The sequence below is a fragment of the Nitrospira sp. ND1 genome (assembly GCF_900170025.1).
Taxonomy (GTDB): domain Bacteria; phylum Nitrospirota; class Nitrospiria; order Nitrospirales; family Nitrospiraceae; genus Nitrospira_A.
In genome coordinates this window covers 2,390,275-2,412,868 of the sequence record NZ_FWEX01000006.1, presented here as the reverse complement: position 1 = coordinate 2,412,868, position 22,594 = coordinate 2,390,275, and the positions used below count along the sequence as shown (strand labels likewise).

Genomic DNA, 22,594 nt, shown 5'->3' with positions numbered 1-22,594 from the left:
GAGCGGTACTGCAACCTGGGAGAACCACACATGAAGATGATGATCGCGGTGGATGGATCGGAGTTTGCCGAGTGGAGCGTGCAGATGCTGGAAGCGGTCGCCAGCCGCCCGCCCGACTCCGTCACGTTGGTCCATGTCGTGGACAGCGCATCGTTGAAATCCGCCGCCCGTAAACACGCTGCTGTCTCGAAACAGGCCATCGCCGCCATGACGAAGGCCGGCGACCAGATTCTGCGGCGCTTCGAAAGTCTGGCGAAAATCGCGTTGAAGCAGGCGACCACGAAGCCTCGCACAGCCATCGACACGATCCTCGCCCATGGCCGCGTGGCCGATACCATCACGAAGCTGGCCAAGCAGAAAAAAGCCGATCTGCTCGTTCTCGGCTCGCGCGGCCTGAGCGACGCAGAACATTACCTCCTGGGCAGTGTGTCCCGTAAAGTCAGCGCCTTGGCTGCCTGCCCGGTGTTGGTGGTAAAACGGCCGCTCACAGCCCTCTCTCACGTGCTCTTTGCGGCGGATGCCTCGAAACACTCCCAAGGCGCCTGCCGCTTTCTGTGCCAGCGCTTTCTTCCGGAATCCGCGCACGTCACGGTGTTGTCGGTCGTTGAACCGGCCATGACGGAACTAGCGGCCAAGTACCTGTCGAAGGACCAGGTGGAGCAGATCTCGGTCCCGAAACGTCAGGCCGCCGAACAGGTCGTAGAGAACTTACGTGATCGGTTCCTGGCCGAAGGTTGCGCCGTCACGACGCAGGTGAAGGTCGATCATGTGACCGACACGATCATCCAACAGGCCACCTCCGGCAAGGTGGATCTGCTCGTGGCAGGCTCACGAGGCTTGACGGGGTCCGAACGGCTTCAGTTGGGCAGCGTTTCGGAAACGCTGCTGAAGTATGCCCCCTGTTCGGTGCTCATCGTACGAGGATGGCGTGCCTGAACTGACTGCGCTAGAAGTCTGCCGCCTGGCTCCGAGCCAGGTGTATCGCGCGCTCGCCACCACCCCGCAGGGCCTCTCGTCGGACGACGTCCGGCGACGAACCCTCCGGTACGGGCCGAATAGTCTGCAGGCATTGCGCGGGATGCCGCTCATCAGCCGCTTTGCGCGTCAGTTCACGCATTTCCTGGCGCTGCTCCTGTGGGTGGCGGCAGGCCTGGCGTTCGTTGCCGATGCCCTCCACTCCGGCGAAGGCATGGCGACGCTAGGGTGGGCCATCCTCGGCGTGATTCTCATCAATGCCATTTTCGCCTTCCTGCAAGAGTATAAGGCCGAACGCGCGGTTCAGGCTTTACGCAGCATGCTGCCGGCCCAAGCCTGGGTCCTTCGCGACGGACAACAGCAACAGATTGCCCGCAGCGAACTGGTACCGGGCGATGTGCTCGTGCTGGAAGAGGGTGAGCAGATTCCTGCCGATGCGAGACTCACCGCAGCCGTCGGCATGCGCGTCGATAACTCCTCTCTCACCGGCGAATCGAAACCGCAACGACGGTCGGCCGATCCCATCACCGACGGCCATCCGCTCGACATTGCGAATCTGGCCTTCGCCGGAACCACGGTCCTCTCCGGCCATGGCCAGGGCGTGGTCTTTGCCACCGGCCTCAACACCGAATTCGGCAAAATCGCGCATCTGACGACAACGGTACAAACCGGGCTGAGCCCGCTCCAACAGGAAATCGTCAAGGTGACGCATGTCGTCGCCGGGCTCTCACTGCTGATGGGTCTGATCTTCTTCACCATCGGCGTCGGGATGGGATTGGGATTCTGGGCGAGCACGATTTTCGGCATCGGCATCATCGTCGCCAATGTGCCCGAAGGGCTTCTGCCCACCGTCACCCTGGCCCTCGCCATGGGCAGCCAACGCATGGCCGCGCGCAAAGCGCTCATCAAACACCTCGCGTCCGTTGAGACACTGGGGTGCACCACCGTGATCTGCACCGACAAGACCGGGACACTGACGGAAAACCGGATGCGGCTCGACAGGCTCTACGTGGACGACCTCGTCGTCGAATCGCGAGAGGGCTGTTTGTTCACCAGGAATCGCCTCATCACCGCGCCCGAATCGGAAGGCTGGCGGCCCCTGTTCGACGCCATCGTTCATTGCAACAACGCCAAGCGCACGCGCCACCCGGACGGACGTAGCCGCACCACCGGCGATCCCACTGAGACGGCGCTGCTGGAGTTTGCCGCGGACCACGGACTCCTCCACCGCCCGCCGCTCCGGCGAATGGGCGAAATCCCCTTCGATGCGGATCGCAAACGGATGACGACGCTGCACTGGAGCGAAGGTCGGCTGCTCGCCTTCACCAAAGGCGCGCCGGAATCGGTCTTGCCGTTGTGCACCAGGCAGCAGGGATCGGCGGCACCCGCCGAGCTCACCGTCGACTGCCGCAAAAAAGTGCTGGCCCAGAGTCAGGCCTTCGCTCAGCAGGCGTACCGGGTGCTGGCCGTGGCCATGCGAGAAGTCGAACGCGGCGTGGAGCAATTGGAGGCCGACACGGTAGAACAGGGACTGACGTTTCTCGGACTCGTCGCCATGATGGACCCGCCACACCGTGAAGTACCGGACGCGATCAAAAAATGCCGGCGGGCCGGGGTCCGCGTCATGATGATTACGGGAGACCATCCCCTGACGGCGCTGGCGATTGCGCAGAAGATCGGCCTTGCGCCCGACTCGGCGCCGACAGGGCCTAGCCGCTTTGTACCGGTGATCGAAGGCGCCCACATTGACACCATGAACAACGACCAGCTACGCCGCTTACTCACGCCGACGACGACAGACGAACTGGATCCGATCTTCGCCCGCATGGCGCCCCGACATAAAATGCGCATCGTCACGGCGCTCAAAGAAATGCGCGAAGTGGTCGCCGTGACGGGCGACGGGGTCAATGACGCGCCGGCCTTGAAAACCGCGGACATCGGCATCGCCATGGGTGTTGCCGGAACGGACGTGGCCAAAGAGACGGCCTCCATGATTCTGCTCGACGACAATTTCGCCACCATTGTCCATGCCATCGAAGAGGGCCGGGCCGTCTATACCAATATTCGCAAGTTCGTGACCTATGTGTTGGCCAGCAACGTCCCGGAGATCGTACCGTATTTGGGATTCGGACTCTCGTCGATGCCGCTCGCTCTCACGGTCCCGCAAATTCTGGCCGTCGATTTGGGAACGGACATGGTGCCGGCACTGGCACTGGCCGCGGAACCGCCGGAGGACGGGGTGATGGACGACCCCCCACGACCCCGCACCGAACGACTCCTCAGCCGGGATGTGCTCCTGAGAGCCTACGGTTTTTTGGGATTGATCGAAGCCGGCATTGCCATGGGAGGGTTTTTTCTCTATTTATATAGCCAGGGCTGGAGCTGGGGAGCCGCGCTCGACTGGAATTCCCCTTTGTATAAGGAAGCAACCACCGTCACCTTTGCCGGTATCGTGGCGGCCCAGGTCGCCAATGTCTTTGCCTGCCGCTCCGATCGCATCGCGGCGTTCCGGCTCGGCTGGTTCAGCAATCCCTTGATCCTGGTGGGTGTCGCCGTCGAACTGACCATCCTGCTCATCATGACCTACAGTCCGGTCGGACATCTGGTCTTGGGCACCGCCTCGCTCCCGGCCTGGATCTTCGGGCCGTTGGCCGTAGGGGCAATCGGCTTGCTCCTGGCAGACGAACTTCAGAAATTCGTCCGCGGGCGAATGGGCGCTCGACTCTCTCTGCAACCCGGTCGGGGGACGTGACGTATGCCTGGATCGATTGAGACCGATGAGAGACAATCGTGCACGTTCGCGATGCCAGCCACCGAAATTCATGTTGAAGAAAAGGAGCTCCTATGACGACCGTATCGGGCCAGCACGTCAGCGACTATATGCACCGCCAATTGGAGGTCGTCCCACAGGATACCTCCGTCGTGACCGTCGCCACCAAAATGCGGACGCGAAGCGTCGGCTCTGTGCTGATCGAATGCTTCGATCGTCCGCACAACGATTGTCGGATTGCGGGAATCGTCACCGAAACCGATCTCGTGGCCAAGGTACTGGCGCCGGGCCGCGTTCCCTCTCGAACCAGCATGGCGGACATCATGAGCAGTCCCCTCATCACGATCGCGCCGACTCGTCCGATGGTCGATGCCAGTCATTTGATGCAAAGTAAAAACGTGCGGCACCTCGTGGTGACCGAAGGCACGGATGTGCTCGGAATCATCTCGATACGCGATCTGGTGAGGCACTTCGTCGATGCAGACGGCGGGCCGGTGCAGGCGCTCACGAATGTCTACCGGCCGTTGAGTGTCTTGATGAAAACTGCCATCGAAACCATCGGCAGCGACGAAACGGCCCTCGAGGCGGCGCAACGCATGGCGGATAAACACATCGGGGCGCTGTTCGTCATGGAAGCCGAGGAGCTCGTGGGAATCATCACCGAAGGCGACCTGGTGCGCAAACTGCTGGCTTATCAGCTTGATCCGCTGACCCTGCGTGTGGGCGCGCTCATGAATTCGCCGTTGGTCGACATCGACATCAATCGCACCATCCGCGATGCCAGTGAACGGATGTCCGCGAAACGAATCCGCCACCTGGCTGTCACGGACCATGAGAAGGTCGTCGGAGTCCTGTCGATCCGCGACCTGGTGAAGATGGTCGCTATCCGGGATCGCCCGGACTTTCTGAAGCGGGGATCGACCACTTAACAGGGTCATGGCGACCTAGCCCGGACCATTCATGAATACCTGCTCCGGCGTCCGGTCTTCTCGCCCGGCGAAGCTGTTCTCGTTCAGCCTCCTCGGGGGTCAGAGCGTATGGCTGATGGCGTATAGCGGCGAGTAGAGACCCACTCTCGATTTCCGGCCATACGCTAAGAGCTCTATGCCAAACGCTCTTATCTGCGGACGTGCTCCGTCATCGCTCAGCCCTGCCCGGTCCTGCCGCCATCGAGATCTGCGCCGTCCGGTCCGGTGCCGGATTCATCGACCGTTCATCCGCCCTTCATGCTGGCTTCATTTTTCTCCGGTACCGTCGATGACAGGATATCTGCATCCTTCAGGCTGGAAGAGAACCTATCCGCGCGAGGGCTCATGTTCTCTTGCCGGAACGCAGAGGATCCCGGGCGGAGCAGGCGCAGTGCTGATTGCATGCGTGCGTGCTCGATCGACATCCCTTTCGGCAGACATCGTTCATAACGCGAATGGCTACCGTGCCAGCGAACACAGCTCAGTCATATCGAACCCATCCCGGCATCCTCGCTTGCTGCCTGCTGCTCACGCTGATGCAGGGCTGCGCCGGCGGACTTCATGTCCGGACAGCCGATGACGATGACGACATCACGGAAAGCCATTGCGTCCCCACGACCAGTCCGCCGACTCAAGTCGTGACCCTGCCGGTCACGGGCGCGACCTATCGAATCGACAGCCTCACAACATCTTCGCTCAGCGAACCCGTCACTCCTTCACGGTTCTCACCACGGGCAAGGGAAATGGCCTCCATCATCGGCGTCCATGACCTCCTCGTGAAATCCCAATTGCTGGAAGATGAGATGGCGGGGGGAATGGAAGGCGCGTTACTGCACTCCCTCGCGGTACGACAGGAATTGTCCGATCGCCTGCTCCTCGCGCTCTTCGAGGCCAACAGCATCGCCGCCGAATTGGAATGCGAGAAGGCGCGGACCGAAGATCTGGCGTCGCAGCTGGAGGAAGTCCGCAACGACATTCAGCAGGGCCGGACGATCATGGCCATTCTGGCCGACTCCATTTCCGGTGTCTTTGCGGGAACGTTCCTGCTGCTGGGGTCGGAGATTCTCTCCGGCCTGATCGACCTATCCGGAAGCGTGGCCGCCTTAGGGTTCGGCGTGGCCGCGTTGGGCGGCGACCAGGCCTATGAGTTCAAGCACGGGCGGAATCTCATGGCAGACGTGTGGCAAGGCGGAACCATCAGTCGGCAGTTCCCGCAGCCGGTCTGGCGGTATCTGAACGGGCCGGTCCGCCCGAACGGCAAACGGAGCCGTCGAGACAATATCATTGGGACCTGGCGCACCCGTCTGGGCAAACCGGGCTCGAAAAAAGAACAACGTCTGACCGGGCTGTATTTCGGCAGAGGCGGGATCTATCGAATCAACGAGCTGCGGCATCGCGGCGAGATGCTGGGCCTGCTCAAAACCCACGTCAATCTGATGACCCAGGACCTGAACCTGCTGTTCCTCGAAACGCTCCAACACCGCGCTTCCCGTCCCGAACAGCCGATCTAGCCCCGACGGCTCCGATTCTTCCTGAAGGAACGGCCGTTCCCATAGCCACCTCCGCGGTCGATCCATTCGCTCACCCAACACCGCCTATCGACTGGTTTTCATTGCGTAGACCCGCTTGGAACGGTAGACTTCCTCGATACGTATCGTATGCTACACATCCTCGCATGACAGATCGACCCGCTCGCCCTCTCTTTCACGAATGGAGCCGCTGATGTTGGACTGGCTTGCCAATCCTGAAATATGGATCGCCCTGGGAACTTTGACCGCGCTGGAAATCGTGCTGGGGATCGACAACATTATCTTTCTCTCCGTCCTCGTCGGACGACTCCCCGAGCATCAGCGCGCCGTCGCACGCCAAGTGGGCCTGGGCCTGGCCATGATGGCGCGCCTGGGACTCTTGTTTTCCATTTCCTGGGTCATGGGACTCACCCATCCCTGGGTGACGATCTTGGGCCACGGCGTGTCCGGGCGGGATCTGATTCTAGTCGGCGGCGGCCTGTTCCTCATGGCCAAAGCCACGCACGAAATCCACAACAGCCTGGAGGGGATCGAGGGCGGCGAGACCCCGGCCGCCGCTGCCAGCCTGGGGATGGTGCTTGTTCAGATCGCGCTCCTGGATATCGTCTTTTCGTTGGATTCGGTGATTACGGCGGTCGGCCTGGTCGAACATGTCTCGATCATGGCGATCGCAATCATTCTCGCCGTGGTGGTGATGTTGATGGCGGCCAAAGCCATCGGGGATTTTGTGGATAAACACCCCACGATCAAAATTCTGGCCCTCTCGTTTCTGATTCTCGTGGGCGTGACCTTGATGGTCGAAGGGTTCGACGTGCATGTGCCGAAGGGCTATATCTACTTCTCCATGGCCTTCTCCGTCACGGTGGAAATGCTCAACATTCGCATGCGAAGAAAGCGGGCTGCGCCGGTCAAACTCCACAGTCGTTATGCGGAAGAGCGGCGGCAATAACACTGCCGGTCGGCCGGGGACGGTGAATCGGCCCCGGCATCGGCAGGTGGAGGCGACGCCTCGAAGCCTGCGGGATCCCTCACTCCCCGTGAAGGCCCTCCGGCACAGAAAGCAGATTGTTCGCACCCACCGATTCCTCCCGCGCGCCGCCTTGCTGAGCCTGCCCCATGGTCCACCCTCGCATGAATACCAAGTTGAGCACCGGTTCGGTTGAAGGCGCGGCCGTCTTCGGATCCGTGACCCGCCCGACCACCGTCACCCGCGCCCACTGCTTCCATCTGGGCGGCAATGTCACGGCGTTCGGCACCGAAATCCAGTAGTATCCTGCCTCCGGCCCTTCATTGACGATCGGGCGATGAGGCCGGTAGTCCTTGTCCAGCGGGCGATTTCTGACATGGAGCCACAAACGCTGGCCGTCCTGCTGCTGATCCACCACGACCCCTCCCAGAATGACTGTCTTACCGTGATAGGCTCCCGGCGACTTCATGAGGGAAGTCAGCGTGACGTCGGATTCCGCCTGCTGAATGTATCGAGCAGGCAAGGACGAGCTGCATCCCGACAACAGCGCAAGACCCATGAGTCCCGTCAGCATTCGATTGATCCGTACCTTCACATCAACCTCCCGCTTTTCGACACTATGATACGCTGCGCTTCCAACCACTGACGGCGCATCGCTGCGCAATCAACGGAGTCATGCTCTCCAGATCCAGTGAGACGCGCGTCATCACCTCCTCCGCCAGCCGCTGATCGTCGAAACATTCATAGGCATCGTCGAGGAACCCGCCTCGGAGAAGCGGATGCTGGAGGAACCGTTGGCCGGACCCGCTGACAACCTCCAACGGCTGCTCGACGACGGCGATCCGCTCCAGTTCAAGCCGCTCCAGCCATCCACGCGCTTCTGCCGCCGATGGCCGCTCCGCCACATGGGCTGCCAATCGTTCCCGCTCGATGACAAGTCCGTATCGGCCCATTTCCTGATCGATCCGTCGCCAGATGGAGTCGAACGTGCCGAGGGAAGGGAACGTCAGGACCGCCTGACCGCCCGGCGCCAGATGGTCGATCAATCCGCGCATCGCCTCAAAGCGGTTCGGGCGCAGGAACATGACGGAGAGATTGCCGGTGATACGTTGAAAGGTAGGGAACGATGCAGGTATGGCGCGCATGTCCTGACAGTCGAATCGCAGCCAGGGCAACTCGCCCCGCTGAATGGCGCGCGCACTCGCGACCTGGCTTCGACTGGCATCGATACCGATCACGGTGCCGGTCTCTCCGACCTGCTCCGCCAGATAGAAGGCCGGAATACCGTGCCCCGAAGCGATGTCGAGAATCGTCAGACCGGGACGCAGGTCCAGCTGCTCCAGCAACACCTCGGCAAACGGAGTCGACCAGTCATCCTGCGTGGGGAGGGTCCATGTCTTCGCCTGAGCCTTCATGCCCCGGCATCTTACTCGAAGAGGTGCGAGGAAATCAGAATTCTCTCCGGCTTGCTCAATCGCGAATCCCGGAGGGATAGCTCGTCCCTTTCACAACCGATCCAACAGCTGCTGTTTCTTCAGGCGATACTCCTCTCCCGTGATCAACCCCTGGTCGTGAAGGCGCTTGAGCACGGCAAGCCGTTCCTCCAACGAGGAAGCCGAGGGAACCGTGGGCGTTCCCTCCGGTACAGCCGGCACCACCGCCTCACTGCGTCCGGAATCGTCGATCACCAGTTCCACCGGATCGGGGCGAAACAGCCCCCCGCCACCGGACGGCTTGCTCACCAAGGCCTGGTGTTTCCCGGGCGCCAGTTCATAGAATGTTCCGGCCTGCGCAAATAGCGGATCGATCCAGATCTGCCTCCGTATGGACGGCATGGTCACGGCTATTCGGCAGTTGGGCAACCGTAGATGGATTCGGCCGGCCTCGGCAAACCAGGCTCCTGACGTCACTTGCGCCGGGCCCTCATCCGTCGCCCGCGCCGTCGCGAAGACGACCGCCTCTTGCTCCGTTGCCTGTTGAAACGCCTGCCGGAGCGAGGATCCCAGAGCGCGAACCTCTTCATCGAGAAACAACGGTTCCGTGGCGCCCTGGTACGACGGCCCGAGCAAAGGGCTGTGTACGCTGCGCACCATCAGACCTCGTAGGAGTGTCTCCCACTCTGCTTGCGTCAGAGTCACCGGATGCTGAAATCGCCTCCCCTGATCGTTCGACCGAAGCTTCGCCAGCGGCACAATTCGCACCAACCGCTGGTCGTCGCAGGAGAAGCAGGGAGGCTCGGCCTGAGGAATCGCAGCCGCGCAACCGACCGATACCAAACACAGCCAAAGCCATCCCGCCTTACCCCATCGCATGAAGGTTCCCCTCCTCCGTTACCAGTGTGCCTCTGCCGGCTCGTTCAGTAAGCAAAATCGAACCCGACCAACATCGTCTGGCCGAGGAGATCGCCGCCGTTGGCTCCCACTCCGGTCGTGCGGTAGCTATTGTACTCGGCATGCAAGGCCAGGTCGGTCCTAGTCGAATGATGAATGAAGTAGCGGACCAACAGCGTATGGGAATCGACGTTGTTATAGTTCTTCGCAAAGGTCGGGTCGCCCTGGCGATTGTTTCGAATGAGATCGTACCGATAGGCAAAAAACCAATCCGGCATATCGAACAAAGGCAACAGGGCCGGCGCATAGTCGAGTTCGACAAAGGCGCCGTTCCATGAGGCGTTTTGCGCGTCGGCAATGCCTTGGGAGACGAACATGTTCTTGCTGTCGTTGCCCCACATCCAGGCACCGAACAGGTTCCATTCCCCATTCAACGTCAGGCTGACATCCACCCCCAGACGACTGAACGGTTGCCCGCTGCCCGCCACGGCCTGGCAAGTCGGACAGGTGGGATTGACCAGCGTCGGTGCCGTCCCGTAGGCACCGAAGAGACCGATTCGTTGGCCGGTCACGATGCCATACCCGCCGAACGATTGGGTGACGTGGCCGTAAAAATTGACGTTCCTTCCACCCGTTCCACAGGTGGTGCCGGAGGCGCAACCGCCCAAGGGGCCCGAAAAACTATTCGTCGCCAGGGCGGAGAGGGAGTAACGAAAGTACCCGTCGGTCCCTGCCGTCTTCTTGATGCCCGACAATTCCGCGCCTGGTTGATTCTCACCGATGGCAAAGGTATTCGGATTGAGATAGGAACTGGTGGACGTGCCGCCGATCGTCGCCGTGTAGGGCGTCCCCGGCATGTAATGGTACATGGCAAAGGTCGTGTTCAAGGTCGGGCTGCGTTTTTCGCTGAACGGAAGGTCGAGTTCGAATTTGCCGGCCTTGAGATTCAGCAGGTAATCGCCGCTCGCGCTCTTCACGCCCAGAAACCGTTCGAGCCGCATGAGACGGACGAACGCCGCTTCCAAGTCGCCATCCGACGCGCCCGTCCCGAAGCCTGCGCTGCCGAGTCCGGGCGTGAAGACGACGCCGAAGGCCAGATTGCGATCCAGCGTGCCGAAACTCAACAGGTCCAGCCCGGTGAAACCGAAACCGCCGGTCGTGACGCCGCTCCCGTCCGTCCGCACCTGGGCCGCCTGATACCCGACCGTGGTACGGAGCGACACCGGCCAATAGCCCATGCCGATCCCTTCATACACCGGCGAGTCCGCATCGGATCCGAGTTGATAGCCGCGATCCCGGAAGAGATTGCCGAAATCGTTCAGCTTCGGGAAACCCGGCACGTGACAGACATTACACTTAAAATCATACTTGCGCGCGAAGGCCGGAATGGCCTCGGCCTTCTGTACGAGGCCGCTCAATTCGTAGCTGACCAGCACGAACAAGACGAGCAGCGCCGCGATTGCCCCCCTGACATGTATAGTTGAATACGTCATCGGCTCCCTCCCATCACACACTGTGTCGTCGCAAATTCCATCGGCCCCAGCGTCGGTCGGGCCAAGCGGTTGGTTATTCAGGCGGAAGTTCCTCCCCACCGGCAATTTTCCAATCGACTTCGACCGGACGGACAGGAAATTCGAATTGGGATTCGACCAGACCCTGCGGTGCAATCGTTACCGTCTTCCGGGTGACATGGGGCTCGTCATAAACCGGACGAGAGGCTGTGAACCTGACAATGTTATAGCCGGAATGCCAGGCGACCAGGGTGTACGATCCCGGGGGGATGCCGCCGATTTCAAAACGCCCCTGTGAATCGGTCACGGCGAAATAGGGGTGATCGAACGCCGCCGCCCAGGCGTTCATGTGCACATGCACATCGCATAGCAACCGTAATCCGACTCCGCGGGCACGCAGCAGCGTGGTGGTGATTTCTCGATCCGGAGTCGGCAGGGCGAGGTTAAACAGGCTGCCCTGTTTTTCAGTGAAAAAATGGGGATTGTGCAGCACCGGTTCGAAATTGATCAGCCCGACCTGTGACGTACGCACAAACGGAAAGACCGGATGCTGGAACTGGCAGGTCTGCGCTGTGGACGCCGCCGCTCCTTTCCCCATGGGAAGGCGATAGATGGCCTCGGCAGCCTTTCCCCGTTCCGCCCGCTCAAGATACACCAGCACATCCTGAATGCCGTTCGTGGCCGGATCGATCTGCAGCACCGGCGACGGCACCTGCGTCCCGCAGGCATCGAGATCGGCGAACACTCTGAGCGGCGGCACCTTGGGGATCGCCCCCTTCCAGACTGCCCGGCCTTTCACCGTGCCACCGTCGGATACCTCGACCACCTCATAGTCCGCCCACCCCGGAGCGACCCCTCCCAGACAGCACAAGCCCAGAAAGAACAGAAGGCGGTTGATGCGTGAACCTTGTCCGGACATGAAACACCTCCTGCACAGGCCGGGGTGCGGGATGCCCCGGCGGTAGACAATAAAAAAGCCCGAACCACCCGGTTACGGGTCGTTCGGGCTCTTGAGCGGAACGCTCTTTGGCCTCGTAGATTGTCGAAACGGGAGAAACGCTACGCTTCCCGGTTGCTCCTTGTCAAGGCGTCGGCATGGAGAACCTCGCGGCGCGCTGACGCTTCCCCTTGAGCCCCAGCGTCACTTGATACCGATCACCATCGAATCCGGCCCTGCCAGGTTTTCCACCTTGGTTCGCTTGAAGCCGGCCTTCTTCATCCACTGGATGCAATCCGCACCGGTGAAATCGAATCCGCCGGGCGTCTCGATGAGCATATTCAGGCTCATCAACAATCCAAACGCATTCTGTTTGCGGGCATCGTCGATCAGCGCTTCATGAACGATCAACGCCCCGCCCTGGGGCAAGGCCGCATAGGCTTTACGCAACAGCATCATCTTCTCATTGAGATCCCAGTCATGAAGGATGTGTCCCATAATGAGGACATCGGCCTTCGGAAGCGCATCTTCGAAGAAATCTCCCGCATGAAACGTGAGCCGCTTCTCCAGCTTCCTGGACTTCGCATAGGCCTCGAAGATCGGACGCACGACCGGCAGATCCATGCCCTGCCCGGACAGATGCTTGTGGGCCAGCGCGATCTCCGCCGCCACACCGCCCTGCGCGCAGCCGATGTCGACGAAGGAACGATGACGCTTCCACGGGAACTTCGCAGCGATGGCCCGCGCCGTACCCTGACTGAGTCCGGTCATGGCTTTGAGAAACCCTTCCAGCCGCTGCGGATCGGCGTACAACGTGCCGAAGAAATCCTCTCCCGTCTTCACTTCATTTTGCGGCTTCCCGGTCCGGAGCCCTTCCGTGAGCGATCCCCAGAATGGATAGAGCCTGACGTTGGCCATTTCGAGTATGCCGCCGACATAGGACGGTTTGGCACGATCCAGAAAGAGCGTGCTCTCAGAGGTGTTCGCATAGCGCGTGCCCACCCGCTTCAGCATCCCGAGGGCGACCAATGCGTCGAAAAAATCCCTCGCGCTTCGCGGATGCAGTTCCAGCCGCTTTGCAAGAGCCTTGGCATCCAGCGACCGTTTGGCGAGTTCCGTGAACAGACCAAGTTCGACGGCGCTCAGCAAGGTCTTCGATCCCCAAAACCCGAACCCGAGTTGCATGATCCGATCAGGATTCATTTGACGGGTGGCCATAATGTGTTCCTTTTAATGAAAAGAAAAAAACGGTCAGAGGCTACGTCGTTCGTGACTCCCTGTCAACACATCACATTCCCAGATCATGGTGCAATTGAAGAGGTCGTGCACCCTCTGCCGGGGATTCACCTAGTTACCACCCACCGTTATTGCTGACTTACTTAAGAGTGTCAGAGAACAGATATGACCACGGACAATACACTGCATAAGGTGCTGCAAGGTTCCCTCCTTACTACTCTGCTCGTAGGCTGTTCGAGCACTTACGAGCCACACCTCGTCCTTCCTCCGTCCGAATTCAATCGCTCTATCGATGCCAGCGTGGAAGTACATCCGTTCCTCGCGTCCCACGACCTTCTCTCGGGACACTCCAGCTACGGGGTGATCGCAGAGGACTATGTCAATAAGCCGCCCTCTCAGCTGACTCAGGCACTCACTGAACAAGTGGTCGCGGAATTGTCGGCGCATGGCGTGTTCCGCGAGGTGAGCTTCTATGACGCGGCTCCCGACCTCATTCTCACGGGACAGGTCGAACGATTCTTCGAGCACCACCGTAGAAAGCTGTGGACCTTCGTCCCCTACTATTCAGACAAGCTCGCCGGTGCTTTCAGATTAAATACTTATACGACCAACGGCGAGACGCGCGTCACGATGACATTGCTTAAGCCAACGGGCGAAGTCGTGGGCTCCGATATAGGTCATGCGAAATTTAACGAGGACTATACCCCCAACAGTGAGGTACGGCCAGGCGATCGCCTCAATCGCGCCTTGGGACAGGCCCTCGCCCAAATCCGCGATGAGATGTTTGCCGACGCGTCATTGCCTAAGACTCACAAGCCGCAACCCAAGGCCCTTCATCAGGCATCTCAATAGACCAGGGCTCAGCTTCACAGCGACTCCGCCCACGCCTCACAGGTTTCGCCAGGACCAGGATCCTGGGGGGCTTGATTAACATTTGATTGAGCGCCGCCGTTGGGCAATGCCCAGGGCTTGGTCATGACCGGCACGGACATCCGCCAGAAGCTGGATACAGGTACACGAGAGGCCACCGACCTGCAGTCTGCGCGGCTGAGAAGACGGGTTTCTGTTACTCAAACAACCTGCGAAATGCTGTTTTGATCTGCTCCAGCCCTTCCCGCAAGTCGAGTTCAAACGTATCGGCCCTGGCTCGTACCATCTGACGCTTTACCTTGAGATCGTCTCGATAGGCGCGCAATTTCTGTAGCAGCTCCTGTTTGGTTGCCTCGACCATCATGGGCGGCTGCCTGCCCTCAGCCGGCAGGCGGTGTGTGAGGGCATCGAACTCCGCGTCGAGGCTGTTCGATCGTCCCACAAGCTGTTCCCACAACCGCCCCGAGTCGAACGCCATTCCCGTCAATTTCTGATCGACAATGGTCTCAAACTCGTTCAAGGCTTTGAAAATCTTCTCCCGCTGTTCGTCGGACGCATCACGAGCGTCCGCCTTGCCTAACGCCAACTGCACCTGAAGGTGGTCCAGTTTGGCCTGTACCTCCGCCCTTATATGATCGGCCACGTCCTTCGACCGTCTCAGGTCGGCCTGCACCGACGTGACCACGTCCCCCAATTGCTGTTTGCCCTGCTCCAGCCGCTGGATCGCCTGCTCCTTGCTCTGCGTAAGCTGCGCTTCCAGCGCCTGTGCCTGCTGTTCCAAGGCATCGATTTTATTCTCGATCGACGCTCTGAGTGCTTTGATCCGCGACATGCGGCCTCCTCCCTCCCGCCTAGACACAGGTCCGAACATAGAAGATCATAGAAGATCAACGGGGTAAGCTCACTTCCCTACATCGCCCAAGCCCCTCATCTCGTCCAACCAGCTCGCCCGCTGCCGCTCATTCATGCCCTCCACCTGACCGATCAAGGTGGCCCTCGTCGGCTTGATCCCGCAGAAAGCGAGGATGTTTCGTTCGAGACTCTTCAGGCTGTGAGCCAGAAAAAACCATCGGTACACCAACGCCGGCATGCCCATGGTCACCACGATACGAGCCGACTTCCCCGTGAAGAGTTTCTTCGCCATCTTCCCCTGCGCTCGATACTCAAAGGCCACGCCGGGACGAAATACCTGTTCGAGAAATGCTTTGAGGAGCGCCGGCATCGACCCCAGCCAGAGAGGGTAGAAAATGACGAGATGATCCGCCCACCGGATGGCATCCTGAGCCTGCTTGATCGAATCGGGCGGTGTGCCCTTTTCAAACTCGTCTTTCGTCCGCAACAAAGGGAACTCCAGCCGGGCCACCTCGATACGTCGCACTTCATGCCCGCCGTCTTCGCAACCCTTGGCATATTCGTCCGCCAAGGCATGGCAGAAATGTCGAGTCTGCGCATCGGGATGGCCCTGAATGATGGTAATGAATTTACCCATGGCACCTCGATCAAACCCTATACCGTCCTACACCATCGGATGGAACGGCTGGTCCTGCCGGCGAACCGGCGCAACCGGTTCCCGCTCGATCATAGGTGGCGCAACCGATGGGGTAACTTTCGGAGTCGGCGGCGCACAGGCAGCCACCGACCATCCTCCGATAAACACGACCAAAACAACGATGTTCCGTGCGACACTCATCATGTCCTCCAACATGCGTCGGTGTGCTGTTGGGACCTCGCCTCCATCAGGCGCAACAGGCGTGCCAACATTCCTCTAGTCGCGATCGGCACAACACAGGGGCTTCAGAGGTCGGCGGAGGCTTCAGGGCCGAATAAGACTGCGGAGAATTTCCGCAGCAGCGGTGCCGTGCCCTGTCGCAAATATCCACAACGCCTGCCTGCCAACCAACACGGATGCAACCGCCTGCCTGCCCTGGCATCACTCGCCATCCGCGCATTTCCGACAGGACCGCCATGCTTTCAAACGGTTCGCTTAGAGCCCCCAAGATCCAAACGGTTGACTCCTCTCCCACCTTGATGGTTTTGAAAAGACTGGCAGTGGCACCAAGCTTGCTCCTCTTCGAAAGGGGGAAATTTCACCTGAATCATAGAGTCCTGTCACCTCACTCCACGGTGGAACGGAAGGAGGGTCCTATGAGAGCCACAGAATATTTCGTCCACGCCTGCGATCCCAAAACACTGATCGTCCGTCAGATCATGGAGGATGCCGTCGTCACGGTCAGCCCGGCATCCAGCGCCATGGTCGTTGCAGAACTCTTGAGCGAGCACAATTTCGGGAGTGTCCCGGTTACCGAGACAGATGGCACCTTGCGAGGGCTGGTCACGGAGTTCGATCTGCTGAAAGCCGTCGAGCAGGGGAGGGATCTTCGCGAGGTATCAGTCTCGGAGATCATGACCCGCGAGGTCATCACCACCACCGAAGAGACGCCGCTGATGAACCTGATTCATGTCCTCCAGGAACGGCACCTGATCCGTCTCCCGGTCGTAAAGGACCAGAAGCTCATCGGCATGGTCGCGCGGCGGGATATCGTTTTCGCCTACGTCAAAGCACGCGCCAATTATTGGCCGTAATGAGAGGCAGACCGGCGGATATCCTTGAGCAGGGCCGGGACACGGCCGGAAGTCGCACAGAATGAGGGGGAGTGCCGATTCCCTGTCGATGAAGCCAGTGAGGGAAAATTACCGCGCCGATGCAGGAATCGGATCGGGAATGATTGCACCGCACTCCAAACAGCGGAGAGTGCCGGTTTCTTCGCCTTTATCCGTGAGGACGCAATCAACGAGGCGGCTATGGAGGCAGTGGGAGGTTGGTGCGGGAGTCCTGGGCGGCAGATCGAGTCGTGGAGTATTCATGGCGCCCTCCGTCGTAAGCCTGAGTATCATCTCTGACCCAAATCTGCTCCGGATCATAGCAGAATCATTCGAGTGATTCCATTAGGTAGAGAGCCGTTCATCCCGACGCAGGAACATCGTGCCGGTGATGGTCAGAAGCGCGCCGAAAAACGCGGCCGCCATGTCCTTCTGCGCATCCCATTCGTCGCCTTGCGTCCCCAGATACAGACTGCCGAGTTCAGGGCTGACGATCATCGCGACGATCGCCTCGATCACTTCGAAGAATCCGCTCTGCGCCAGAATCCCGCTGATCGCCAGATAACTCACCCACCTGCCCCGCACGCCGGCCAGACGCATGAGCACTTCGCGTAGCGGGTAGACCAGGAGCAACCCATAGGCGAAGTGGACGAGGCGATCGAACGGGTTTCGACTCAACGCCAGCGTATCTTTCAGCCAAAACCCGAAGGGAACTTCAGAATAGGTGTAATGGGCGCCGACCGCATGGAGCAGCAGAAACGCCAGGATCAGAGAATAGGCAGGGAGGGAAAACGCGAACCGCCGATAGGTCAGGACGAGCACCGCCACGAGCGCGACTGCGAGCAGATTCTCCAGGAACCAATCCTGCCGATCCACCGGCGCAATGGCCAGGCCGATCCAGAACAGCCCATAGGTGATGAGCAGCCCCGTCACGATCGGGCGATCGTTCGGTCTCACTCCACTCTGCTCCCTCGCCATCACACCCATGCCGTCTACTCGGAAAGCGCCGCTTCGGATTCCAGCGCCGACTCGGCCCCTCGCAAGGCGCGCACCACCAGGAGCAGCGTCATGCACAACAACGAGCCGTAGAGCGCAGCCGCCATGTCCTTCTGCGCATCCCAGATATCTCCCTGCGAACCTAAATACGTCACCCCCAACTCCGGGTGCACGGCGCGCGCCACCCACGATTCGATGATTTCCCAGAGTCCGCTCAATCCAAGAACCGTCATCACGGGAAGATAGTACACGACCCACCCTTGGATACTCGCGCTCAGACGAAACAGCTCCTCCATCGGATAGGCCAGCAAGAAGCCGAAGCTGAAATGCACGATCCGGTCGAAGTGATTCCGTCCGAGATGCAGCACCTGGTCCATCCACACTCCGACAGGTACCTCGGCGTAGGTGTAATGCACGCCGATCGTGTGGAGCGTGAGAAAGGCCGTAATGAGCGCATGGGAGGTATGGGACAAGGGCAGGTAACGATGGGTCACAATCAACAGCACGACGAACAGGGCCGGCAGAATGCTCGCCAGCAACCAGAACTGGGGATCCACCGGCGCCTGCGCCATCCAGACGGACACAGCCAGATACCACAGGAGCAGCCCGATCGAGATCAGCTTGTTCCAACCCACCGTTGTTTCTCCCGATAAGTGGTGTGAGAAGAAGGGGCTCCGGCCACAGGCATGGCGGAGCAGACCCTTCCACTCTACTGGATGACTCCCCTTCCTGCAACCGCCCCAATGAGCCGACCGCAGGCCTTGTTACTGGCGAGATCGATTGAACTCGGCAACGGGTTTCTTCCTGCGCCTACCCGCGCCCCTCCGAACCTGTTTCACAACAGTCCGCTTCGTCGTGCAAAGCAAGGGCTGGACACGACATGGCCCCTGGGGGCGCGCTCGGCAGTCACACTTGACGATGAGCTGCTCGGGGGCCACTGAACATACGTGACTACCCCGCTGACGCCCTCATGCTACCGCAGTGGCGTCAGGAAACAAGGATCCTCAAAGTCGTAACAGATCCAACATGATTCATCCTCTGGCGGCTCGTCGATATGCACCCAGTGGCACTTCCCGTAAAAGCCCCAGCCCCTCGCTTTGCTCAGGCGTCTTTTCGTGGGCATGCGAAACAGGACTTTCACGCCGTTCACCTTTCTCCCATCACTTTCCAGTACGCGCCGAATGAAATCCGCCGGGTTGGCCGCGAACTCCTGCAAGGGCTTGCCGAAAAGCCCTAACGTGATGGTACCGCTCGAGATCTTGAGATCCTTACCCTTTTTGCCGGAAAAATATTGCACGACCTTGTCTGCCTTCGGATAGGTCTCGACAATGTCGTACCACGATTGGTTGGTGCCGGTCTCCATACGCTGCCTCCTTGTAGAGCTGATGTGGAATGAACGTGCTGACATCGACCATGGTTTGCGTCCAGACGCGCAGCAACAGCTACAGTAGACGCAACGACAATGCCATGATCTCCGATCTTTGAGCAGTCCTTCGCGAGCCGCACCAGCTGCTCGGCCGATCCGATCCATGACACCGACGACCGCCGCAGATGACTTCGCACGCTGAGGAGGAACTCCCCAACAGACGTGACCGTCCTGCCGCAAAAGGCGACGTTCAACAGCCTGACGACAACCGGGAGGCCATCGTTTCGCAGCTACACCACGGGCACAGCTGATGCACTTCGATCCCGCGCAATGGCTGCGCTGCTATGACCATTCCCTTGCTAGACATTCAGGGGTTGACCTTTGAGGTCGATCGTCATTCGATTCTCGATCGGCTGGACCTCGCGGTCCAAGCCGGGGAAATCCATGCCCTGCTGTGCTCCAACGGTTCCGGCAAGACCACCCTCGCCTATGTCCTGATGGGTTGCGAAGGGTATAGACCAAGTGCCGGGCGGGTACGATTGGACGGAACGGATCTTCTGCCTCTCAAGATGCATGAACGCGCCCGGTTGGGACTGACACTCGCCTGGCAGGAGCCGGCCCGATTCGAAGGCGTGACGGTGCGCGAATATCTCAGCCTGGGCAAACCGGAATGCGATCCCGAACCGGCACTGAAGCGGGTGGGGCTCGATCCGGACCGCTACCTAACGCGCCGGCTGGACAAGGCGTTGAGCGGCGGTGAGCGCCACCGGATCGAGCTTGCGTCCGTCCTCTCGATGAAACCCAAACTGGCGGTCCTCGATGAGCCGGCGGCGGGCATCGATATGCTCTCGATCAACCACATCATCGACATCATCCGCGCCCTGAAGGAAGCCGGCGGATCGGTCCTCTTGATCACACATCAGGAGGAGGTGGCCCTCATTGCCGATCGAGCGTCCCAACTCTGCGCCGGACGCATTGTCTTTTCCGGCAGCCCACGCGAGGCCGTGGATCATTTCCGCGGACGAACCTGTGTACGATGCGACGAGGAGGTTTGTGGGTATGTCCGACCTTGAGCAACTCATGCGCGTCTTGCCCCTGGTGGGTGCCGAGCCGTCCATCCTCGACGACTCCGGCATCGCCCATGTCGTCGCGCAAGGGCATCACATCCTGAGCCGTCGGACCGTCCCCGGCTTGCGCGTCGAACTGGAAGAAACCCCGGACGCCCTTATCGGGCAAATAGTGGTTGAGGCGGGCGTCACCATCGATCAGCCGATTCACATGTGCTTCGGCCTGACTCACCCCACGGGGGTGCAGCAGATCGCCATCGACGTGCAGGTGCAGGAGGGGGCGCAGGCGCGAGTGCTCTCTCATTGCCTCTTTCCCGTGGCCCAAGCGGCCCAACATCGCATGCAGGCGGTGATCACGATCGGTCCCGGCGCGTCGTTGACCTATACCGAAGGCCATTACCATGGCCTGCACGGGGGCATGCAGGTCCTGCCCCATGCCACGATCAAGATCGGCAAGGGCGCACGCTATTTCTCGGATTTTTCCTTGCTCTCCGGCTCCGTGGGAAATCTGGACATCGACTATCTCGTCGAAGTGGAGGAGGAGGGTCTCGCCGAGCTCAGTGCGAAAATCTTCGGGCACAAGAGCGACCGCATCACGCTGAAAGAATCCGTGATCCTTCGAGGCGAACGATCACGGAGCCTCATCAGGACGCGTGTGGTGCTGGAAGGCGACGCCTCCGCCGAGATTACCGGCATCACCGAAGCCCATGCCAAAGGCGCCCGCGGCCACGTGGATTGTATGGAAATCGTGCAGGGCCGGGCTCATGCCAGCGCCGTCCCGATTGTGAAAGTCTTTCACCCGGAGGCGAAAGTCACCCACGAGGCCGCGATCGGAAGCGTGGATAAGAAGGAATTGGAAACGCTGATGGCCCGCGGGCTGAATCCTGAGCAGGCAGTCGAACTGATCGTGAGCGGAATTCTTCGTTAGGCGGAGGCCTGCGCAAACTGCCTGACCGGCAGGGTCACGAGGACGCCTTCGCGGCAGTATGGGGATCGTGAATGACGGCTCCGCATTCGAGGCATCGATAGAGAGGACGTTCTGTTTCATCCTCGCAGCGGATACGATCGATGAGTCGCATGTGGAGACAGGTGAGTGTCCGTGTCACGGTGGGCTCGAGTTGAGGACTACGCATAGTGACCTCCCCGAATCGCAGCGGACAATAGCTGGGCTATTTCTAACCGAATGCGGCCCAACCCTATCAGATCTGTGCAGACTTCACACTAGGAATTTGTCTGATACGATCAGGGGAAAGGTCCGACACAACACTTGGGACTCACCCAGTCCATACCGCTACATATAGCCGTCATCACGGGATAAAGAATCCTCCGTTCAGCCTGACTCGAACCACAGCAAACTTGTGTTGGAACCTGTTGAGATAGGCCCGCTGAGGCGATCATTGTGCGGTGCTCGCGAACCCGACTAGGCCATGCCCGCGGGACACCTGGTTGCAAACGATTGCGAGTCCCGCATGGTCACCGAATCAGCCGTGAGCGGAAAGGAGCGACTGGCGGCTTCGGAAAGAGGGGCAAATACGACCCCATTCTTGCTTGCGAGGCGGAGGAACAACCGCAGCTTTTCCAAAAACACCTGCTCCTCGGCTTGCGTGCGTACGAATGGCCCACATCCTCCCATGAGCGCCGAGGAATGGAACACGAGATTCAGGACCTCATAGCCCTGATGCCTCATCTGCCGCACGAGCTGCATCATCCTGGTCGGAGTTTCCATTTCCGGAGAGAGCCAGACCTTTCGCAATACCTGCAATCTCGACAGAAGACCGCCGAGCTTAAGCCGGCGCAGCGGGCCACTTCTGAGCCTTTCCGCCAGCTTCGCACAGGCCTGAAACTCGCCATGGAGGTAGCCGATGCTGACCGGAATTTCCGCAAGAGCGCCTCTCGAATTCCGGTCAGTGGGAGATTCCGCCATGAACGTATAGGGCCGAGGGGAGACAGACGAAAAGTCGGGGCCAGACGTTTGTGCCCACGAGGTATACGGTGTCATAGACGTGTCGATACGATAGCCAAGCCGCACGATGTTTCTGGCAACTTCCGCATCGAATCCCCACCGTCCGCTTCGAAACGCAACGGGAGCCGTCTCAAAGTTGTTCTGAATGGCTTCATGCAACCGTTGCAACTTTTCGAACTGCAGAGTCGCCGGCAGGTTGCACAGCATGCTGTTCTGCTTATTCAAAGGTTCTTCATACGGCGGAGTATTCCAGGGATGACAATGGGTCCCGATCTCGCACTCGCCGGCATCAAAGATTTCCCGGAGGATACCGACCGCGTGTGGGTCCCGCACCACCGGATAGGTCAGAAGATACGTCGGGACAATGCCGAACTCATTGAGCAGCTTCTGCAACGTCGGAAGGCGGTACACATTACGGGCGGTCGCATGGCAATGCGGAACAATCCCCCATTGATCCTCTTCTACATCCACCGTGACAACCAGCTTCACGACCGACGCCTCCTTGCGA

The 22,594-nt window shown here is 59.9% G+C and carries 23 protein-coding genes; 9 read left to right on the top strand and 14 right to left on the bottom strand.

Features of this window, described 5'->3' with window-relative positions; all coding sequences use genetic code 11:
* The first annotated feature begins 30 nt into the window (after nucleotides 1-30).
* The 5 genes from NSND_RS16255 (at nucleotide 31) to NSND_RS16235 (ending at nucleotide 7,191) form a co-directional block, all read left to right on the top strand.
* On the top strand, nucleotides 31-936 hold the full coding sequence (locus NSND_RS16255; RefSeq protein ID WP_080879992.1) for a universal stress protein: 906 nt from the start codon (nucleotides 31-33) through the stop codon (nucleotides 934-936).
* On the top strand, nucleotides 929-3,727 hold the full coding sequence (locus NSND_RS16250) for a cation-translocating P-type ATPase (protein WP_080879991.1): 2,799 nt from the start codon (nucleotides 929-931) through the stop codon (nucleotides 3,725-3,727). The genes NSND_RS16255 and NSND_RS16250 overlap by 8 nt, the downstream gene beginning before the upstream one ends.
* Before the next feature lie 92 nt (nucleotides 3,728-3,819).
* Nucleotides 3,820-4,674, top strand: a complete 855-nt coding sequence (locus tag NSND_RS16245) for a CBS domain-containing protein (protein ID WP_080879990.1) — start codon at nucleotides 3,820-3,822, stop codon at nucleotides 4,672-4,674.
* A 503-nt stretch (nucleotides 4,675-5,177) separates the two neighbouring features.
* Nucleotides 5,178-6,224, top strand: a complete 1,047-nt coding sequence (locus tag NSND_RS16240; RefSeq protein ID WP_143833590.1) for a hypothetical protein — start codon at nucleotides 5,178-5,180, stop codon at nucleotides 6,222-6,224.
* A gap of 211 nt (nucleotides 6,225-6,435) precedes the next feature.
* Nucleotides 6,436-7,191 (top strand): TerC family protein, encoded by a 756-nt coding sequence (locus NSND_RS16235; RefSeq protein WP_080879988.1) that lies wholly within the window; start codon nucleotides 6,436-6,438, stop codon nucleotides 7,189-7,191.
* A gap of 79 nt (nucleotides 7,192-7,270) precedes the next feature.
* On the opposite strand, the gene NSND_RS16230 is transcribed toward NSND_RS16235, so the two are convergent.
* The 6 genes from NSND_RS16230 to NSND_RS16205 all read right to left on the bottom strand — a co-directional run bounded on the left by NSND_RS16230 (nucleotide 7,271) and on the right by NSND_RS16205 (nucleotide 13,205).
* Nucleotides 7,271-7,804 (bottom strand): Slp family lipoprotein, encoded by a 534-nt coding sequence (locus NSND_RS16230; RefSeq protein WP_143833589.1) that lies wholly within the window; start codon nucleotides 7,802-7,804, stop codon nucleotides 7,271-7,273.
* A gap of 22 nt (nucleotides 7,805-7,826) precedes the next feature.
* Nucleotides 7,827-8,624 (bottom strand): SAM-dependent methyltransferase, encoded by a 798-nt coding sequence (locus NSND_RS16225; RefSeq protein WP_080879986.1) that lies wholly within the window; start codon nucleotides 8,622-8,624, stop codon nucleotides 7,827-7,829.
* A 90-nt stretch (nucleotides 8,625-8,714) separates the two neighbouring features.
* Entirely contained in the window at nucleotides 8,715-9,521 is an 807-nt protein-coding gene (locus NSND_RS16220; protein WP_080879985.1) for an SHOCT domain-containing protein, read from the bottom strand.
* Nucleotides 9,522-9,565: 44 nt separating this feature from the next.
* Nucleotides 9,566-11,032 carry a hypothetical protein gene (locus NSND_RS16215; protein WP_080879984.1) on the bottom strand — a complete coding sequence of 489 codons (1,467 nt, stop codon included), beginning with the start codon at nucleotides 11,030-11,032 and terminating at the stop codon, nucleotides 9,566-9,568.
* A gap of 73 nt (nucleotides 11,033-11,105) precedes the next feature.
* Nucleotides 11,106-11,969 (bottom strand): carboxypeptidase-like regulatory domain-containing protein, encoded by an 864-nt coding sequence (locus NSND_RS16210; RefSeq protein ID WP_080879983.1) that lies wholly within the window; start codon nucleotides 11,967-11,969, stop codon nucleotides 11,106-11,108.
* Nucleotides 11,970-12,191: 222 nt separating this feature from the next.
* Entirely contained in the window at nucleotides 12,192-13,205 is a 1,014-nt protein-coding gene (locus tag NSND_RS16205; RefSeq protein WP_080879982.1) for a methyltransferase, read from the bottom strand.
* Nucleotides 13,206-13,523: 318 nt separating this feature from the next.
* Here NSND_RS16205 and NSND_RS16200 point away from each other — a divergent pair, with 318 nt between their 5' ends.
* The gene (locus NSND_RS16200; protein ID WP_143833588.1) at nucleotides 13,524-14,075 is read left to right on the top strand and encodes a hypothetical protein; all 552 of its coding nucleotides are present in this window, start codon (nucleotides 13,524-13,526) and stop codon (nucleotides 14,073-14,075) included.
* Between the two features lie 214 nt (nucleotides 14,076-14,289).
* On the opposite strand, the gene NSND_RS16195 is transcribed toward NSND_RS16200, so the two are convergent.
* The 3 genes from NSND_RS16195 to NSND_RS21345 all read right to left on the bottom strand — a co-directional run bounded on the left by NSND_RS16195 (nucleotide 14,290) and on the right by NSND_RS21345 (nucleotide 15,786).
* Nucleotides 14,290-14,925 (bottom strand): hypothetical protein, encoded by a 636-nt coding sequence (locus NSND_RS16195; RefSeq protein WP_080879980.1) that lies wholly within the window; start codon nucleotides 14,923-14,925, stop codon nucleotides 14,290-14,292.
* Between the two features lie 69 nt (nucleotides 14,926-14,994).
* Nucleotides 14,995-15,582 carry an NAD(P)H-dependent oxidoreductase gene (locus tag NSND_RS16190; RefSeq protein ID WP_080879979.1) on the bottom strand — a complete coding sequence of 196 codons (588 nt, stop codon included), beginning with the start codon at nucleotides 15,580-15,582 and terminating at the stop codon, nucleotides 14,995-14,997.
* Between the two features lie 27 nt (nucleotides 15,583-15,609).
* Nucleotides 15,610-15,786 carry a hypothetical protein gene (locus NSND_RS21345; RefSeq protein ID WP_159450833.1) on the bottom strand — a complete coding sequence of 59 codons (177 nt, stop codon included), beginning with the start codon at nucleotides 15,784-15,786 and terminating at the stop codon, nucleotides 15,610-15,612.
* Between the two features lie 452 nt (nucleotides 15,787-16,238).
* Here NSND_RS21345 and NSND_RS21340 point away from each other — a divergent pair, with 452 nt between their 5' ends.
* Nucleotides 16,239-16,676, top strand: coding sequence for a CBS domain-containing protein (locus NSND_RS21340; protein WP_159450832.1), 438 nt, complete (start codon nucleotides 16,239-16,241; stop codon nucleotides 16,674-16,676).
* A 108-nt stretch (nucleotides 16,677-16,784) separates the two neighbouring features.
* Here the strand turns inward: NSND_RS21340 and NSND_RS21335 are convergent, their stop codons facing one another.
* The 4 genes from NSND_RS21335 to NSND_RS16165 form a co-directional block, all read right to left on the bottom strand.
* Nucleotides 16,785-16,958: a hypothetical protein gene (locus NSND_RS21335; RefSeq protein WP_159450831.1), complete on the bottom strand. Its 174-nt coding sequence runs from the start codon at nucleotides 16,956-16,958 to the stop codon at nucleotides 16,785-16,787.
* Between the two features lie 81 nt (nucleotides 16,959-17,039).
* Nucleotides 17,040-17,651 carry a DUF2238 domain-containing protein gene (locus NSND_RS16175; protein ID WP_235000281.1) on the bottom strand — a complete coding sequence of 204 codons (612 nt, stop codon included), beginning with the start codon at nucleotides 17,649-17,651 and terminating at the stop codon, nucleotides 17,040-17,042.
* A 35-nt stretch (nucleotides 17,652-17,686) separates the two neighbouring features.
* Nucleotides 17,687-18,325, bottom strand: coding sequence for a DUF2238 domain-containing protein (locus tag NSND_RS16170; protein WP_080879975.1), 639 nt, complete (start codon nucleotides 18,323-18,325; stop codon nucleotides 17,687-17,689).
* Nucleotides 18,326-18,663: 338 nt separating this feature from the next.
* Complete coding sequence (locus NSND_RS16165) at nucleotides 18,664-19,053, bottom strand: hypothetical protein (protein ID WP_080879974.1); 390 nt, start codon at nucleotides 19,051-19,053, stop codon at nucleotides 18,664-18,666.
* A gap of 347 nt (nucleotides 19,054-19,400) precedes the next feature.
* Between NSND_RS16165 and NSND_RS16160 the strand changes: the two genes are divergently transcribed.
* On the top strand, nucleotides 19,401-20,129 hold the full coding sequence (locus NSND_RS16160) for an ATP-binding cassette domain-containing protein (protein ID WP_080879973.1): 729 nt from the start codon (nucleotides 19,401-19,403) through the stop codon (nucleotides 20,127-20,129).
* Nucleotides 20,116-21,051 (top strand): SufB/SufD family protein, encoded by a 936-nt coding sequence (locus NSND_RS16155; protein WP_080879972.1) that lies wholly within the window; start codon nucleotides 20,116-20,118, stop codon nucleotides 21,049-21,051. Before NSND_RS16160 ends, NSND_RS16155 begins: the two co-directional genes overlap by 14 nt.
* A gap of 492 nt (nucleotides 21,052-21,543) precedes the next feature.
* On the opposite strand, the gene NSND_RS16150 is transcribed toward NSND_RS16155, so the two are convergent.
* Entirely contained in the window at nucleotides 21,544-22,575 is a 1,032-nt protein-coding gene (locus NSND_RS16150; protein ID WP_080879971.1) for a polysaccharide deacetylase family protein, read from the bottom strand.
* Nucleotides 22,576-22,594: the final 19 nt, after the last annotated feature.

Coding starts and splice junctions, on each gene's coding strand:
- NSND_RS16255 (WP_080879992.1), top strand. CDS start 31: ATGAAGATGATGATCGCGGTGGATGGATCGGAGTTTGCCGAGTGGAGC.
- NSND_RS16245 (WP_080879990.1), top strand. CDS start 3,820: ATGACGACCGTATCGGGCCAGCACGTCAGCGACTATATGCACCGCCAA.
- NSND_RS16235 (WP_080879988.1), top strand. CDS start 6,436: ATGTTGGACTGGCTTGCCAATCCTGAAATATGGATCGCCCTGGGAACT.
- NSND_RS16225 (WP_080879986.1), bottom strand. CDS start 8,624: ATGAAGGCTCAGGCGAAGACATGGACCCTCCCCACGCAGGATGACTGG.
- NSND_RS16220 (WP_080879985.1), bottom strand. CDS start 9,521: ATGCGATGGGGTAAGGCGGGATGGCTTTGGCTGTGTTTGGTATCGGTC.
- NSND_RS16215 (WP_080879984.1), bottom strand. CDS start 11,032: ATGACGTATTCAACTATACATGTCAGGGGGGCAATCGCGGCGCTGCTC.
- NSND_RS16210 (WP_080879983.1), bottom strand. CDS start 11,969: ATGTCCGGACAAGGTTCACGCATCAACCGCCTTCTGTTCTTTCTGGGC.
- NSND_RS16205 (WP_080879982.1), bottom strand. CDS start 13,205: ATGGCCACCCGTCAAATGAATCCTGATCGGATCATGCAACTCGGGTTC.
- NSND_RS16195 (WP_080879980.1), bottom strand. CDS start 14,925: ATGTCGCGGATCAAAGCACTCAGAGCGTCGATCGAGAATAAAATCGAT.
- NSND_RS16190 (WP_080879979.1), bottom strand. CDS start 15,582: ATGGGTAAATTCATTACCATCATTCAGGGCCATCCCGATGCGCAGACT.
- NSND_RS21345 (WP_159450833.1), bottom strand. CDS start 15,786: ATGATGAGTGTCGCACGGAACATCGTTGTTTTGGTCGTGTTTATCGGA.
- NSND_RS21340 (WP_159450832.1), top strand. CDS start 16,239: ATGAGAGCCACAGAATATTTCGTCCACGCCTGCGATCCCAAAACACTG.
- NSND_RS21335 (WP_159450831.1), bottom strand. CDS start 16,958: ATGAATACTCCACGACTCGATCTGCCGCCCAGGACTCCCGCACCAACC.
- NSND_RS16165 (WP_080879974.1), bottom strand. CDS start 19,053: ATGGAGACCGGCACCAACCAATCGTGGTACGACATTGTCGAGACCTAT.
- NSND_RS16160 (WP_080879973.1), top strand. CDS start 19,401: ATGACCATTCCCTTGCTAGACATTCAGGGGTTGACCTTTGAGGTCGAT.
- NSND_RS16155 (WP_080879972.1), top strand. CDS start 20,116: ATGTCCGACCTTGAGCAACTCATGCGCGTCTTGCCCCTGGTGGGTGCC.